This window comes from Flavobacterium odoriferum, from assembly GCF_025499515.1.
Classification (GTDB): Bacteria; Bacteroidota; Bacteroidia; order Flavobacteriales; family Flavobacteriaceae; genus Flavobacterium; species Flavobacterium odoriferum.
Genome location: NZ_JAMKFA010000020.1, coordinates 1 through 14,553, shown reverse-complemented (window position 1 = coordinate 14,553; position 14,553 = coordinate 1). Strand labels below are relative to the sequence as shown.

General features: G+C 31.2%; 14 protein-coding genes. 8 read left to right on the top strand and 6 right to left on the bottom strand.

The features are described 5' to 3' along the window. Positions 1 to 4: 4 nt before the first annotated feature. From M9Q43_RS12610 to M9Q43_RS12595, 4 genes are all read right to left on the bottom strand, one after another. Entirely contained in the window at positions 5 to 1,492 is a 1,488-nt protein-coding gene (locus M9Q43_RS12610) for a G-D-S-L family lipolytic protein (protein ID WP_262319233.1), read from the bottom strand. 18 nt (positions 1,493 to 1,510) lie between these two features. Beyond that, positions 1,511 to 2,761 (bottom strand): OmpP1/FadL family transporter, encoded by a 1,251-nt coding sequence (locus M9Q43_RS12605; protein WP_262319232.1) that lies wholly within the window; start codon positions 2,759 to 2,761, stop codon positions 1,511 to 1,513. Between the two features lie 114 nt (positions 2,762 to 2,875). After that, positions 2,876 to 3,646, bottom strand: coding sequence for an alpha/beta fold hydrolase (locus tag M9Q43_RS12600; protein WP_262319231.1), 771 nt, complete (start codon positions 3,644 to 3,646; stop codon positions 2,876 to 2,878). 3 nt (positions 3,647 to 3,649) lie between these two features. Then, positions 3,650 to 4,363: a pyridoxine 5'-phosphate synthase gene (locus M9Q43_RS12595; protein ID WP_262319230.1), complete on the bottom strand. Its 714-nt coding sequence runs from the start codon at positions 4,361 to 4,363 to the stop codon at positions 3,650 to 3,652. Between the two features lie 96 nt (positions 4,364 to 4,459). Between M9Q43_RS12595 and M9Q43_RS12590 the strand changes: the two genes are divergently transcribed. The 8 genes from M9Q43_RS12590 (at position 4,460) to murI (ending at position 12,745) form a co-directional block, all read left to right on the top strand. Continuing rightward, complete coding sequence (locus M9Q43_RS12590) at positions 4,460 to 5,119, top strand: CBS domain-containing protein (RefSeq protein WP_262319229.1); 660 nt, start codon at positions 4,460 to 4,462, stop codon at positions 5,117 to 5,119. A gap of 13 nt (positions 5,120 to 5,132) precedes the next feature. Beyond that, positions 5,133 to 6,017, top strand: coding sequence for an NAD kinase (locus tag M9Q43_RS12585; RefSeq protein ID WP_262319228.1), 885 nt, complete (start codon positions 5,133 to 5,135; stop codon positions 6,015 to 6,017). 121 nt (positions 6,018 to 6,138) lie between these two features. Next, positions 6,139 to 6,822, top strand: a complete 684-nt coding sequence (porG, locus tag M9Q43_RS12580; protein WP_262319227.1) for a type IX secretion system protein PorG — start codon at positions 6,139 to 6,141, stop codon at positions 6,820 to 6,822. A 1-nt stretch (position 6,823) separates the two neighbouring features. Next, complete coding sequence (locus M9Q43_RS12575; protein WP_262319226.1) at positions 6,824 to 7,567, top strand: isoprenyl transferase; 744 nt, start codon at positions 6,824 to 6,826, stop codon at positions 7,565 to 7,567. After that, positions 7,497 to 10,226 (top strand): outer membrane protein assembly factor BamA, encoded by a 2,730-nt coding sequence (gene bamA / locus M9Q43_RS12570; RefSeq protein ID WP_262319225.1) that lies wholly within the window; start codon positions 7,497 to 7,499, stop codon positions 10,224 to 10,226. The genes M9Q43_RS12575 and bamA overlap by 71 nt, the downstream gene beginning before the upstream one ends. A gap of 113 nt (positions 10,227 to 10,339) precedes the next feature. Beyond that, on the top strand, positions 10,340 to 11,362 hold the full coding sequence (locus M9Q43_RS12565; RefSeq protein ID WP_262319224.1) for an OmpH family outer membrane protein: 1,023 nt from the start codon (positions 10,340 to 10,342) through the stop codon (positions 11,360 to 11,362). A gap of 26 nt (positions 11,363 to 11,388) precedes the next feature. Then, entirely contained in the window at positions 11,389 to 11,892 is a 504-nt protein-coding gene (locus tag M9Q43_RS12560; RefSeq protein ID WP_262319223.1) for an OmpH family outer membrane protein, read from the top strand. 73 nt (positions 11,893 to 11,965) lie between these two features. After that, complete coding sequence (gene murI, locus M9Q43_RS12555) at positions 11,966 to 12,745, top strand: glutamate racemase (protein WP_262319222.1); 780 nt, start codon at positions 11,966 to 11,968, stop codon at positions 12,743 to 12,745. A 3-nt stretch (positions 12,746 to 12,748) separates the two neighbouring features. On the opposite strand, the gene M9Q43_RS12550 is transcribed toward murI, so the two are convergent. Both M9Q43_RS12550 and M9Q43_RS12545 read right to left on the bottom strand, forming a co-directional pair. Continuing rightward, complete coding sequence (locus M9Q43_RS12550) at positions 12,749 to 13,261, bottom strand: gamma carbonic anhydrase family protein (RefSeq protein ID WP_262319221.1); 513 nt, start codon at positions 13,259 to 13,261, stop codon at positions 12,749 to 12,751. 57 nt (positions 13,262 to 13,318) lie between these two features. After that, a complete protein-coding gene (locus tag M9Q43_RS12545; RefSeq protein WP_262319220.1) occupies positions 13,319 to 14,317 on the bottom strand; it encodes a PorP/SprF family type IX secretion system membrane protein in 999 nt (332 codons plus the stop codon). Between the last annotated feature and the right edge of the window lie 236 nt (positions 14,318 to 14,553).

The window sequence follows — 14,553 nt, the reverse complement described above, 5'->3', positions numbered from 1 at the left end:
AATATTAGTTTGAACCTACAATATTAATTCCAGGGAAATTATTTACATAATGTAATGGTAAGTTTGCATTGTAGTGTTCGTTAATTACTTTGATAATTTCATTCGCAATAACAGCATAACCACGAGCATTTGGATGTACTCCATCTAAAGAAAATAATACTTTATTTTCTGTCGCAACACCACTAAAGTAATTTGCAGTGTAGATTTGCCCTGTTTCAATTTGTAAACCATTTACTAATTGATTCATAATAGAATTCATATCAGCCACAGCTAAATCATTAGCTGATGCTATTGAAACTATAGTGTTATTATAAGCAGCAGTAGCGCTTGCAACTTTAGCTTTCTCATTTGCTGTTAAAACCCATTTGTTTGCTAAAGGAACACTTACTCCATTAATCATTAACGGATCTCCTCCTACAGTAGTTCCAATAAAAGAACTTGCAGGTAAAACTATTAAATCTTGAGAAGTTGTCATTCTGTAAGAAGGCAAACCTAATCCAGACAAATTAGTTAAATCACTATCAACAATTACTACTGGGTTTTTCCCTGCAACAAAAACAACCTTTCTTTGTAATCTCTCAGCATTTGTAATTAAACCATTTGAGAAAGCAACATCTAAACCTCCATTATAAGCGGCATATGCACTATTTAATTGTGTAGCAAATGTATTATCTAAAGGAACTGGCTTATAAGGAACAGTCGTGAAATATGGAATTGAAGTTACACTTGGAACTGTTGCAACAACTCCTTTAGCACCACCTGATGTTAATGTGTTAATAAGCGTAGAGTATACACTTGCAAAAACACCTGAATTAGTAATATCGTTACTTCCATAAGTAGCAGGATTCATATTGCCTGTTAAATTATGGTCTGCCGCAGGTGTAGTCCCATCTGCTTGCGCTCCACCATTAGTCGCATACGACAAAACATCATTAGCTCCTATCCAATTGGTAAAGAAAGTTGGGTTTTTTGACATGGCATCACCTATAACAGTAGCTGTTGGAGAAGTTGCATGTCTTGCAAAATATGGGTTTAATGTACCATATCCAGGAAATCCTAAATGAAAAGATTTAGCTCCTGGAACACCCATATTATTATAGGCAGTTGCTTGCGATGTAGTTGTAATAGTTGGTGTCCCTGCAATATTTTCAACAGTTCCTGTTGAGGCGTCAATGATTCGTCTTGTTGAATTTGGAACGCCTGCAAAACCACCTAAATTATTCACATCTTCTTCAAATGAAGGTTGAGTAAATGTACCACCGCCCACTAATGCAAATTGTTGTGCTAATAAATTAGGAAACGAATTAGCTTGTCCGCTTTTATAAACCGTTCCGTCCATATAACCTGCTGTTAATGAGTTTCCAACGGCTACATATGTTGTAAAATCAGCATCACCTGCTGTGTAATTTGCCCCTACTTCGTTTTCAAATTCTGGCTCACATGAAGCAAAACCAGCAGCTATTATAGCTAAATATATAAATTTATTTTTCATTTTTATTTCTTATTAAAATTAGAAACCATAAGTAATTCCGATACCTGGTGAGAAAACAACAGATTTATACGTTCCTCCAAAATCTGGATTTGGTTGTCCTGTTATAGGGTCAGTTGAATAATCATAAGAATTATCAACTTCATCAAAATGTAAATATAAGAATGAAAAATCAATTCCTAATTTACTGTTTAATTGATAAGTTAACCCACCAGTATATCCCATAGAATCATTTCTAGGTGTTTCAGGAGCAAAAAAACCATCCTGAACAGGGCTCTCATCAAAATACCATCCAGCTCTAAAAGTAAATTTATCATTTGCTTTGTATTGTGTCCCAACTCTATATGTGCTTACGTTTTTATAGTTTCTTGGGTTTAATGATGAAGTCCCATTACCAAATTCTACATCTAAAGCTTGGTATGCACTCCACATTGCTCTATTATAATCAAATGCAACTAACCATTTATCTGTTACTTCGTATGATAATCCAACTGTCAATTCTGCAGGTAATGGTAAATCGGCATTAAAAGTTGTATTTGCTAATGGATTGAAAGAAGGAGTGTCATTATAAGTTGCATCACCACCACGAGCTTCCATAATAATTTCCGAACGATAATTCATACCAATTCTTAATTTGTCAGTTGGATTAAACATAAATCCAGCTGTATAACCCCAAGCGTTAATTCCTTTTGCATCTATAGTAACATCCGTTGGGTTTCCTTCAGAATCCGAAAGTAAAGGATTCATAGATAAGTTTCTATTAAAATTTACTGACCCAGTAGCATAAATTGGTCCACCACCCACACTAAAATGTTCTCCAATTCTAACAGAAATAGAAGGCTGAATGAAAATTGCTTGTAAATCAATATTGTTTACTAAATGAGCTCCTTGCCAATCTTGATCCCATTCAACAGCACTTCCGTATGGAGTATAAACTGCCAAACCAGCAGTAAACCAATCATTTAATTTATAAGTTGCATAAATACTAAAAGGAGTTCCTACGTTTTTAGTTTCTGCCTCCCAACCATATTGAGAGTTTTGAAATTTTGTATTTGCAAATAATCCGTTTGCACCTACTGATAAGTTGAATTTTTTGTCTAAATAAGCCATCCCTGCCGGATTGAAAAAAGCAACCTCTGCACTATTTACTACTGCAACACCCGTGTGTCCCATAGCCAATTGCTTTTGACCTTGAATACTTACTCTATATCCACCTGCAAAAGCAGTAGAGCCAGCCAAAGCCAATAATGTTAAAGAAAGTAATTTTCTCATAATGTAAAAATGTGTTAGTTTTTTTCTTTGTTTGTTATAATCAATACTTCAAAATTATAACAAAATATGAATTTTACAATTTTTTTAACTAAAAAATTATGCATGCATAATTTTTTATTGATTTTTCTTAAGAAAATGTATTACAAAGTCATAGAAATCAACTGGATTTTCGGCATGTAACCAATGTCCTGCGTTTTTTACTGTTTCTATTCTTGATGATGGAAAATGATGTAGAATAGTTTCAAAATCAGCATCCGTTATATAATCTGATTTATCGCCACGCAAGAACAAAGTAAGCTTAGAAAATGTATTTTCAAATGGCAACGCTGTTCCGATTGTTTCAATTTTTTTATTAAAAACATTTAAATTAAATCTGAAAGCTAATTGTTCAGGTGTTTTCCAATACAAACTTTTTAGAAGAAACTGACGTGTTCCAAAATCTCTAATATATTTTGAAAGTTCTTCTTCTACTTGGCTTCTACTTGGATTTTTTGTAAAATCAATAGCGTTTAATCCTGCTAAAATAGTTTGATGATGTGGAGGATAATATTTTGGACCAATATCTGCCACTATCAATTTTGAAACTAATTCAGGATAAGTAGTTGCTAATAACATGGCTACTTTTCCTCCCATCGAATGTCCAAGCACATCAATAGCGGTTAATTGATGAAAACTGCAATATTGCTTGACATCTTCAACCATAACTTCATAACTAAAATCTTCAGAATGAAAACTTTTACCATGATTTCGTAAATCTAAAGCATGCGTTTGAAATCCTTGTGCTGCAAACTGAGTTGCTAAAGATTTCCAATTATCAGACATTCCTAAAAAACCATGAATGATAATTAATGGCTTTCCTTCTCCTTCTATTCGTGAATGTAACATTTCTTATTTTAATTTTTGAAGATACATATTTACCACATTTTCTAAACCTAAATATAAAGACTCAGAAATGAGTGCATGACCAATAGACACTTCTAATAAATTAGGTATATTTTCTTTAAAAAACTTGATATTATCCATACTTAAATCGTGTCCAGCGTTGATTCCTATATTTAACTCATTTGCTTTGATAGCTGCTTTTATAAAAGGTTTGATTCCATTTTTATTTCCTAAACCATATTCATGAGCAAACGATTCCGTGTACAATTCGATACGCTCTGTACCTGTTGCTTTTGCGCCTTCAATCATTTTTTCATCGGCATCAACAAAAATTGAAGTTCTAATTCCATTGCGTTGAAATTCCTGAATTACTTCTGTTAAATACGATTGGTGTTTAATGGTGTCCCAACCCGCATTTGATGTTAAAGCACCAATAGCATCTGGCACCAAAGTAACTTGTGTAGGTTTACATTCTAAAACTAAATCAATAAAATTATGTTGCGGATTTCCCTCAATATTATATTCGGTATACACAACCGATTTTAAATCACGCGCATCTTGGTAACGAATATGACGCTCATCAGGTCTTGGATGAATGGTGATTCCTTGCGCACCAAACTGCTGAATATCGCGGGCAACCTTCAGTAAATCAGGCACATTTCCACCTCTTGAATTACGTAATGTTGCAATTTTATTAATATTTACCGATAATTTTGTCATGAGTTTTATTTTAATTTAGCAAAAATACAAAGTATAAATTAGGTAACATATGGTATTTTTTGATTATTTTGCGGTATTAATAATACACCAAACAAAATGAACAGTTTAGATAGCTACATAAATAACGAGATAAAGCCTATAAAACATACCGATTCTATTGCAGAAGCGCAAGATGTTTTTGTAGATTTTCCGTATTCGCATTTTCCAGTTACCGAAGAGGGTGTTTATATTGGATGTGTGAGCAAAGATGCTGTTGAGTTTTTGAATGCCGATGCAAAAGTAAATGATAGTCGATTTAATTTTGAACGTTTTTTTGTACGTTCGACCATGATTTGGCTTGATGTTTTAGAAGTTTTTGCTAAAAACGAAGCCAATTTATTGCCTGTTTTAGACGAGAAGAATAATTATTTAGGTTATTATGAATTAGAAGATGTAATTCGTTTTTTGCATGAAACTCCGTTTTTAAAAGAAGAAGGCGGCATTATCATCGTAGAAAAAGAAGTTGATAAATTTTCAATGAGTCAAGTTGCCCAAATAGTTGAAAGTAATAATGCTAAGATTTTAGGGTTATTCATTTCCAATGTTGCTAATGGAAAAGTAGAAATCACTATAAAAATTAGTCAAAGCGGATTGAATGATATCATTCAAACGTTTAGAAGATATGAGTATGAAATTATTTCGGAACATCAAGAAGATTCTTATTTGAATAGTTTAAAAGAACGTTCTGATTATTTAGATAAATACCTTAATATTTAAGAAAATAATTATTATGAAAATAGCCGTTTTTGGACAATATTATCAAAATAATACAGCTGAAATTGTAGCCAAGGTTGTTGATTTTTTATCAGCAAATAATGTTTCAATTTATTTTGAAGCAGCTTTTTTAAAAATAATTCAAGAAAAAAACATTGTTGACAAATCGTTTCCAAGTTATTCAAATTATGAAGAATTAACTACAGATTTTGAAGCGCTAATTAGTATTGGTGGCGACGGGACTATCTTGAAAGCAGCCACATTTATTAGAGATAAAAATATTCCGATTATTGGAATTAACGCTGGAAGATTAGGATTTTTAGCAACTGTGCAATTTGAAAACATTGAAACCTTGTTGCAAAAAGTGTTGGCAAAAGAATATTGTATTTCAAAAAGAAGTTTATTAAGCATTACAACAACTCCAGAATATGAAAATTTTTCGGTTTTAGATTTTGCACTTAACGAAGTAACGGTTGCCCGAAAAGACACAACTTCGATGATAACTGTTGAAACTTTCTTAGATGGCGAATATTTAACCTCGTATTGGGCAGATGGCTTAATTGTTTCAACTCCTACCGGCTCAACAGGTTATTCATTAAGTTGTGGCGGACCCGTTTTAACACCCGATGTGAATAGTTTTGTAATAACACCTATGGCGCCACATAATTTAAATGCCAGACCTTTAGTAATAACTGACGACACCGAAATTGAATTAAGAGTTTCTGGTCGTGAAGAACAATTTTTAATTTCATTAGACTCCAGAATTGCAGCAGTTTCAAAAGACACTATTGTGAAAATTAAAAAAACACCATTCACTATTTCAATTGTAGAATTTAAAGAAGAATCGTTTTTAAATACAATTAGAAAAAAACTACTTTGGGGTGCAGATAAAAGAAATTAACTACAACTTATATCATTTTTATCATTTTAGCGTTTTAAAAGTTCAACAAGATGTAACAAAAAAATCCTATAAAATAGGGTTAAGAAGTCAATATTGTTATATTTGCAAACTATTTCAAAAAATGAAACGCTTTTTAATTTACATTAGCCTGATTTTCTGCACCTTGAGCACTTACTCACAAATCAATGAGTTAGGAGTTTTTGTAGGTGGTATTAATTATATTGGTGACGTTGGTCCTACGGATTACATTGCACCAAACGAGCCTGCATTTGGAATCATCTATAAATGGAATCGAAGCCCGAGACATGCATGGCGTTTTTCGTACTATCAAGGAAGTTTAAAATCTAAAGATATTGATAGCGATGTTCCAAGTAGAAATTTACGAGGAAATTCATTTGAAAATAGCATAAAAGAATTTTCTGCTGGAATGGAATTTAATTTCATGGATTTTGATTTGCACGATGGGAAAAAGAAAATAACTCCCTACGTATTTACTGGGGTTAATTATTTCATTTATGATGAAATATACATTTTGAATAACGAAAGTGAAAAAGATTTTCAAAGCAGCACATTTGCAATTCCAATGATTGTTGGTGTAAAAGCACGTTTGTTTGATAATTTTGTTTTAGGAGCAGAAATTGGTGCTCGATATACTTTTACAGATAATTTAGATGGGAGTAATCCTGAAAATGATAATTTTGAAACCTTGCGTTTTGGCAATTTAAATAGTAACGATTGGTATGTGTTTACAGGCTTAACACTTACATATACCTTTGGTCAAAACCCATGTTTTTGTGCAGAATAAAATGGAATTAGTACAACAAATAAATACAGCAACTTTGCCACAACATTTAGCCATTATTATGGATGGAAATGGAAGATGGGCAAAACAAAAAGGTCTTTTACGTGCTTTGGGTCACGAAAGTGGTACTAAATCTGTAAGAACAACTGTAGAATCTTGTGCTAAACTTGGTATCAAAAACCTTACACTCTATGCCTTTTCAACCGAAAATTGGAACCGTCCAAAATTGGAAGTTGATACACTAATGAAGCTTTTAATATCCTCTTTAAAGAAAGAAATTAAGACTTTACAATCAAATAATATCAAATTAAACGCTATTGGAAATTTAACAAATTTGCCATCAAGTGTTCAAAAAGAATTGCAAGAAGTAATTCAAAAAACTGCCGAAAACACTAGAATGACACTCACTTTAGCCCTTAGTTATGGCGCTAGAGAAGAGCTAGTTCAAGCTGTTAAAAAAATTAGCAACAAAGTTAAAAATAATATAATTTCTGAAGAGGCTATTGACGAATCAATTATTAATCAGCATCTTTACACACACAATTTACCAGATGTAGATTTAGTAATTAGAACTAGTGGCGAACATAGAATAAGTAATTTCCTACTATGGCAAATCGCTTACGCCGAGTTTTATTTTACAGATGTGCTTTGGCCAGATTTTTCAGAAGACCATTTATATGAAGCAATTATTAGTTATCAAAAAAGAGAACGCCGTTTTGGTAAAACCAGCGAACAAATTATACCTTAAAAAAATGTTTAAAAAAGGATTACAATTACTTTCAATATTTATCGTACTTAATAGCGCAACCACATTTGCTCAAGAAACAAAACTTGAAAATGGGAAAGAGTATATTTTAGCAGATATTGCAGTTACTGGTAAAATTAGCTACAACGCTCAAACCGTAACAACGTTTACAGGTTTAGAAAAAGGACAATCAATTATGGTTCCTGGTGAAGATATTAGTATTGCTATCAAAAAATTATGGAAATTAGGATTATTCTCTGATGTTAATTTTTATGTAAATAAAATTGAAGGTGATAGTATTTTTCTTGAACTCGAATTAAACGAATTGCCAAAACTTGGTGATGTGAAAATTCAAGGCGTAAAAAAAGGAAAAGCAGAAGAACTTATAAAAGAAGCTGATCTTAAAAAAGGAAAAATTGTTAATGAAAACCTATTAACTACAACTAAAAATTACTTTGAAAATAAATATAAAAAAGATGGTTATTACAATTCAAAAGTATCTATAAATACAATACAAGATTCTGCATTTTCAGATGTAAAAATGGTTGTAAATATTGATAAAGGAGACAAAGTAAAAGTAAAAAGCATTGATTTTGTTGGAAACTCTTTAATTACAGATGCAAAACTTAAAAAAACTTTTAAAAACACAAAACAAAAAAATGTTTTAAGGATTTTTAAAAAATCTAAGTATATTAAAGAAAAATACAAAGAAGATTTAGCTAGTGTTATTGAAAAATATAAAGAAAAAGGGTTTAGAGATGCACGTATCGTTTCTGATTCGGTTACTTATGACAAAAAAAGTAATACTATAGCAATAAAAGTAAATTTAGAAGAAGGTAGAAAATATTATTTTGGTGATATTCGTTACCTAGGAAATACCGTTTACACAGACCGACAATTAAACGCACTTCTTGGAATTAAAAAAGGAGATGTTTATAATGGAACATTACTTCAAAAAAGAATTGCTGATCAATCTAAACCTGATGGTGAAGATATAACTAACTTATATCAAAATAATGGTTATTTATTCTCAAACATCAATCCTGTTGAAGTTAGAACAGTTAACGACACTATTGATTTTGAAATTAGAATTACCGAAGGTCCAATAGCTTACTTTAACAAAATTACAGTTGTCGGTAACGATAAAACGAACGACCACGTAATTTATAGAGAATTAAGAACAAAACCTGGTCAAAAATATAGTAAAGAAGATTTAATTCGTTCTATTCGTGAAATTGGGCAATTAGGATTCTTTGATCCGGAAGCGATTAAACCTGATTTTAAAAATGTTGACCCACAAGCTGGAACTGTTGATATTGAATACAACGTAGTTGAAAAAGGATCAAGTCAAATTGAACTTCAAGGAGGTTACGGTGGAGGAGGTTTTATTGGAACTTTAGGGTTATCATTTAACAACTTCTCAGCAAGAAATATTTTCAAAAAAGATGCATACAAACCACTTCCAATGGGAGATGGCCAAAAAATGTCGTTACGTTTACAAGGAAGTTCTTATTTCCAAACTTATAGTTTATCGTTCTCTGAACCATGGTTTGGAGGAAAAAAACCAGTAAGCTTTTCTGCATCTCTTTCTCACAGTAAACAGTTTTTATACAATTATTCAACAAGAGACGTAACAAGAAATCAAAGTTTCAATATTACATCTTTATCAGTAGGTTTAGCAAAACGATTAACTGTGCCAGACGATTATTTCGTATTATCGCAAGCCGTTTCGTTTCAATATTATGATTTAAATAATTACAATACTGGATTATTTACTTTTGGTAACGGAGCTTCAAGAAATTTAGCATACACAGTTGGTTTATCAAGAAACAGTAAAGGAGTGAATCCAATTTATCCAACTTATGGTTCAGAATTCAGCATTACAGGTAAATTTACACTACCATATTCATTATTCAACGGAATTGATTATGCTGACTTAAAAAATCAAAAAGATTACAAACTTAGATATACATCTGGTTCTGGAATAAATGTTCAAGCTACTGAAGACGGGCAAGTGCCAATTGAAGGAGATTATATCGTTGAAACAGAAGAAGGCTCAGGAATTTACGAAACTGTTGGTTCAGATTGGCAAAACGCATCAGCAAATCAAGCTGAAGTAGATCAAAAAAGATTTAACTGGTTAGAATATTACAAAGTAAAATTCAAAGCAGATTGGTATACACGTGTTTATGAAAAACTAGTTTTACGCTCAGTGGGTGAATTTGGTTTTATGGGTGCTTATAATTCAGATAGAGGATTAGTTCCTTTTGAACGTTTTTACTTAGGTGGTGATGGTTTAGCTAACTTTTCATTAGATGGTAGAGAAACTATTCAGTTAAGAGGATATCCAAATAACTCTTTATCTTCAACAGATGGAGGAACAGTTTATAACAAATTTTCATTAGAATTAAGATATCCAATAACATTAAACCAATCAGCATCAATTTACGCGCTAACTTTCTTGGAAGCTGGAGCAGCATTTGATGATTTTAAAGACTATAATCCGTTCACACTACAACGTTCTGCAGGTGTTGGATTACGTGTATTTATGCCAGCATTTGGATTGTTAGGTATTGATTTTGCTCATGGTTTTGATGCAATTCCTGGTGAAACAGTAAAAAGTGGATGGCAAACACACTTTATCATTGGCCAACAATTTTAAAGATAGTTAATAGATTTTTGTTAAATTCGTAAAAATATTTTGATATTTGTTACGTTTGTAAGGTATCATATTTTATTTTGAGTCTTTACTCGCAAAAACAAAACTTAATGTACATGAAAAAATTATTCTTACTTATATCGTTTTTTTCGATAGTTGCTAATGCACAAACTGCAAGAGGTGTTAAAATTGGCTATATTGACATGGAATATATTTTAGAAAAAGTTCCAGATTATGCAGATGCAATGAACCAATTAGAGCAAAAAGCACAAAAATGGAAACAAGAAATTGAAATCAAAAGAAACGAAATAACAGCTTTAAAAGACAATCTTAAAACAGAACGTGTTCTTTTAACTAAAGAGCTAATAGAAGAACGAGAAGAAGAAATAGCTTATTTAGACAAAGAGCTTTTAGATTACCAAGAAAAACGTTTTGGTCCAAAAGGCGATTTAATTATTCAAAAAAGTGTTTTGGTTAAACCAATTCAAGATCAAATTTTTACTATTATTCAAGACGTTGCTGAACAAAGAAAATATGATTTCGTTTTTGACAGAGCGTCAGATTTAACAATGTTATTTGCCGATAAAAAACATAATATCAGTGATTTTGTTGTTAGAAAGCTTACTTCTGCTCAAAAAAGAGAAGAAATGAGTAAAAAACAACTAAAAGCGTTAGAAGCAAAAGAAGCTTTAGAAGAATCAGTAGCTGATAATCCAGCCGTTGAAGAACGCCAAAGAATCTTAGATGAGAAAAAAGCTGCAAGAGAAAAAGTAATTGCTGAACGTCAAAAAGCAATCGAAGACAAGAAAGCTGCTGCTGCCGAAAAACGCAAAAAATTAATCGAAGAAAGAGATGCCAAAAAAAATGGCACAGTAATTGAAAAAGAATCTACAGAAGAAATAAATGATTTGTTTCCTGAAGATACAGAAAAAAAAGAAGAAACAAATAAAAGTGAAGAAACAACTGGTGAAAAAAAATTAACTCCAGAAGAAACAAGACAAAAAGCTATCGACGACCGAAACAAGAAAATTGAAGAGCGTAAAAAAGCATTAGAAGAAAAAAAGAAAAAAATAGCTGAAGAAAGAGAAGCCGCTAAAAAAGCGAAAGAACAAAAAACAGAAACAGAGAAAAAAGAGTAAATAAACACTAAATTAAAATTAAAAAAATGAAACATTTAAAATCGTTAGTAATCGCAGTTATACTTTTTGTTGGAACACAAGTATCAGCACAAACTAAAGTAGCTCATATTGACTTACAAGCCTTAATGACTACAATGCCAGATATGAAAACTGCTCAGGATCAAATGAAAAAAATCCAAGAGTCATATGATAAAGATTTCAAAGCTATGGCAACTGAATATCAAACGAAATTACAAAAATATGAGCAAGAATCTGCAACAGCTGGTGATGCTTTAAACGAAACTCGTTCTAAAGAAATGCAAGATATGGGTGCTCGTATTCAAAAATTTCAACAAGATGCTCAAAAAGAATTAGGTCAAAAAGAGATGGACTTAATTAAACCAATCATGGAAAAAGCACAAGCAGCTATCAAAAAAGTCGCTAAAGCAAAAGGAATTACTTATGTTTTAGATGCAACTACAGGTAGCGGAGTAATAGTAGCAGACGGAGAAGATTTGTTACCAGCTGTTAAAAAAGAATTAGGTTTCTAATTAATTCAAAGTAGAAATTTAAAAACTGCTCAATCTTACAATAGATTGAGCAGTTTTTTTTATTTTTGTTTTAATGAAAAATACAAATCCAATTGGTTTATTCGATTCTGGTATTGGTGGAACTTCTATTTGGAAAGAAGTACATGCCTTATTACCAAATGAAAACACAATTTACCTTGCTGATAGCAAGAACGCTCCTTATGGCTTAAAATCAAAGGAAGAAATTATTTCCTTAAGTTGTAAAAATACTGAGTTTTTATTGAATAAAAATTGTAAAATAATTGTTGTTGCTTGCAATACAGCCACAACAAATGCTATTAAAGAATTAAGAGCAAAATATGACGTTCCGTTTATTGGAATTGAACCAGCAATAAAACCAGCAGCAATACAAAGCAAAACAAATTGTATCGGGATTTTAGCCACAAAAGGAACATTAAATAGCGAGTTATTTCACAAAAGCGTAACAAATCACCCAGATGTAAAAATAATTGAGCAAATCGGCCATGGATTGGTTCAACTTATTGAAAATGGAGATATAAATTCTCCAGAAATGATTGAGCTTTTAGAAAGTTATTTACTTCCCATGGTTGAAAAAAATATTGATTATTTAGTATTAGGTTGTAGTCATTATCCTTATTTGATTCCCCAAATAAAAAAAATAATTCCATCAAATATAAAAATTATTGATTCAGGCGAAGCTGTTGCCAAACAAACTAAAAGAATATTAGAGGAAAATAATATTTTAAACAATTCAATAGAGATTGCTACACAAACTTTTTATACGAATAGCGACCCTACAGTTTTAGAAAATATTTTAGAGAATAAAGAAAAAGTATTTTATAAAAATTTTTAATCCTTATTCTTTAAACCAACCTGAATACATCACATAATTATTCGAGATACGCTCAATTTCTCCTGCAAAATCACTTTGATTAAGATCTTTTACCTTCTTGGCAGGAACACCAGCGTATATACACCCAGATTCAACTATAGTATTTTGTGTAATTACTGAACCTGCTGCAATTATTGAATTACTTTCAATTATACAATTATCCATTACTATTGCTCCCATACCAATTAAAACATTGTCTTTAATAGTACAACCATGAACAATAGCATTATGACCAATAGAAACATTATTTCCAATAACTGTTGGATGCTTCAAATAGGTACAATGAACAACAGCACCATCTTGAATGTTAACTTTATTTCCAATTGAAATTGAATTAACATCACCACGAATTACAGCATTAAACCAAACACTACAATTTGATCCAAAAGTTACATCACCAACTATAGTAGCATTTTCAGCAACATAACAATCTTGTGGAATTTGTGGAAACTTCCCGTTTACTTCTTTTATTAACATAATTACTTTTAAAAAAAATGTCCCGATAAATCGGGACAAATATACTATTTTATAAATTTAATTTACAGCAGGGCAATTACAATCCCACTCTTTATCTTTACAGAACACATTGATACCTAAAGTGATTTGGTGAAAACCACCATCATCAAATTTAACATCACCCATTATATGAGAATACGTATATGAGAACATAAATTTATCATAATTTAAACCAATTATTGGAGTAATCCATTGTAATTTTTGTTCCTCAATACTACCGTCTGCATTAAATTCTGCACCATCAAAACTTCTTCTATATGATAAACCTCCCCAAAGTTTTCCAAATTCTAATTCTTTGTAAACTTTCAAATTTATATCAATATTTGACTCTTTAGTTTCTGGAATATGTTGAAACATAAATGAAGGTTCAAATAACAAGTTACTATCATCTCCAAAAACTGCACCTGCACTCCATAGATATTTTTGTAAATTATCAGATTCAAATCCTTCTGTATAAATTTCTCTTCTATTTGCTAAAAAGTTTTTGATTGTAAAATGTGTAAAAAAGTCCATATAATGATACGAAACACCTAAATCAACATTAAAATATGCATCTTTTTGATAAATTCCTCCAAAAACAAATGGATCAAATGTTGTAAATTCTGTTTCATCTAATGTACTTTGTATAAAAGCTGCACTTAATCCAAAAGATAATTGATTTAAATCCAAAGTCCCTCTTGAAAACCTTAAATGATGCGCATAAGTCAATTTAGCTCCTTTTTGCGAATGATAACCATTTTTATCATTAAAAAGTATCATACCTACTCCTGATTTCCCATCTTCATCAATTGCTGTATTAAAACTTAATGTCTGTAAGGCTGGAGCATCTTCTTGCCCAAACCATTGTTGACGACCTGTAAGTCTTATTTTTCCACAATTTGCTGCACCAGCCATAGATGGATGTATTAAATAATAATTGTCTGATAAATAATCAGAATACACTGCAACACCTTCTTGAGAGTAAGTAAATTGTGCTACTAAAAATGCTAAAATAAAATAACTCTTTTTAAAATTCATCGTAGGTTATCGTTTTAATAAAAATGCGATTTAAAAAATCTTTTTTAGTTGTCTTAATGATTTCTAAGAATATTACGAATAATATTTTTACATATATTATTCGTAATATTACCTAATTGGTCAAAGATATAAATTTTTCATTCTATTTACATCTTTATTTTAAATTTCTCTTATCTTTTCATTGAAAAATACGCTTTAAATTGTTTTGCAGCTCCATTTTCTGTGTAGTCTAATGA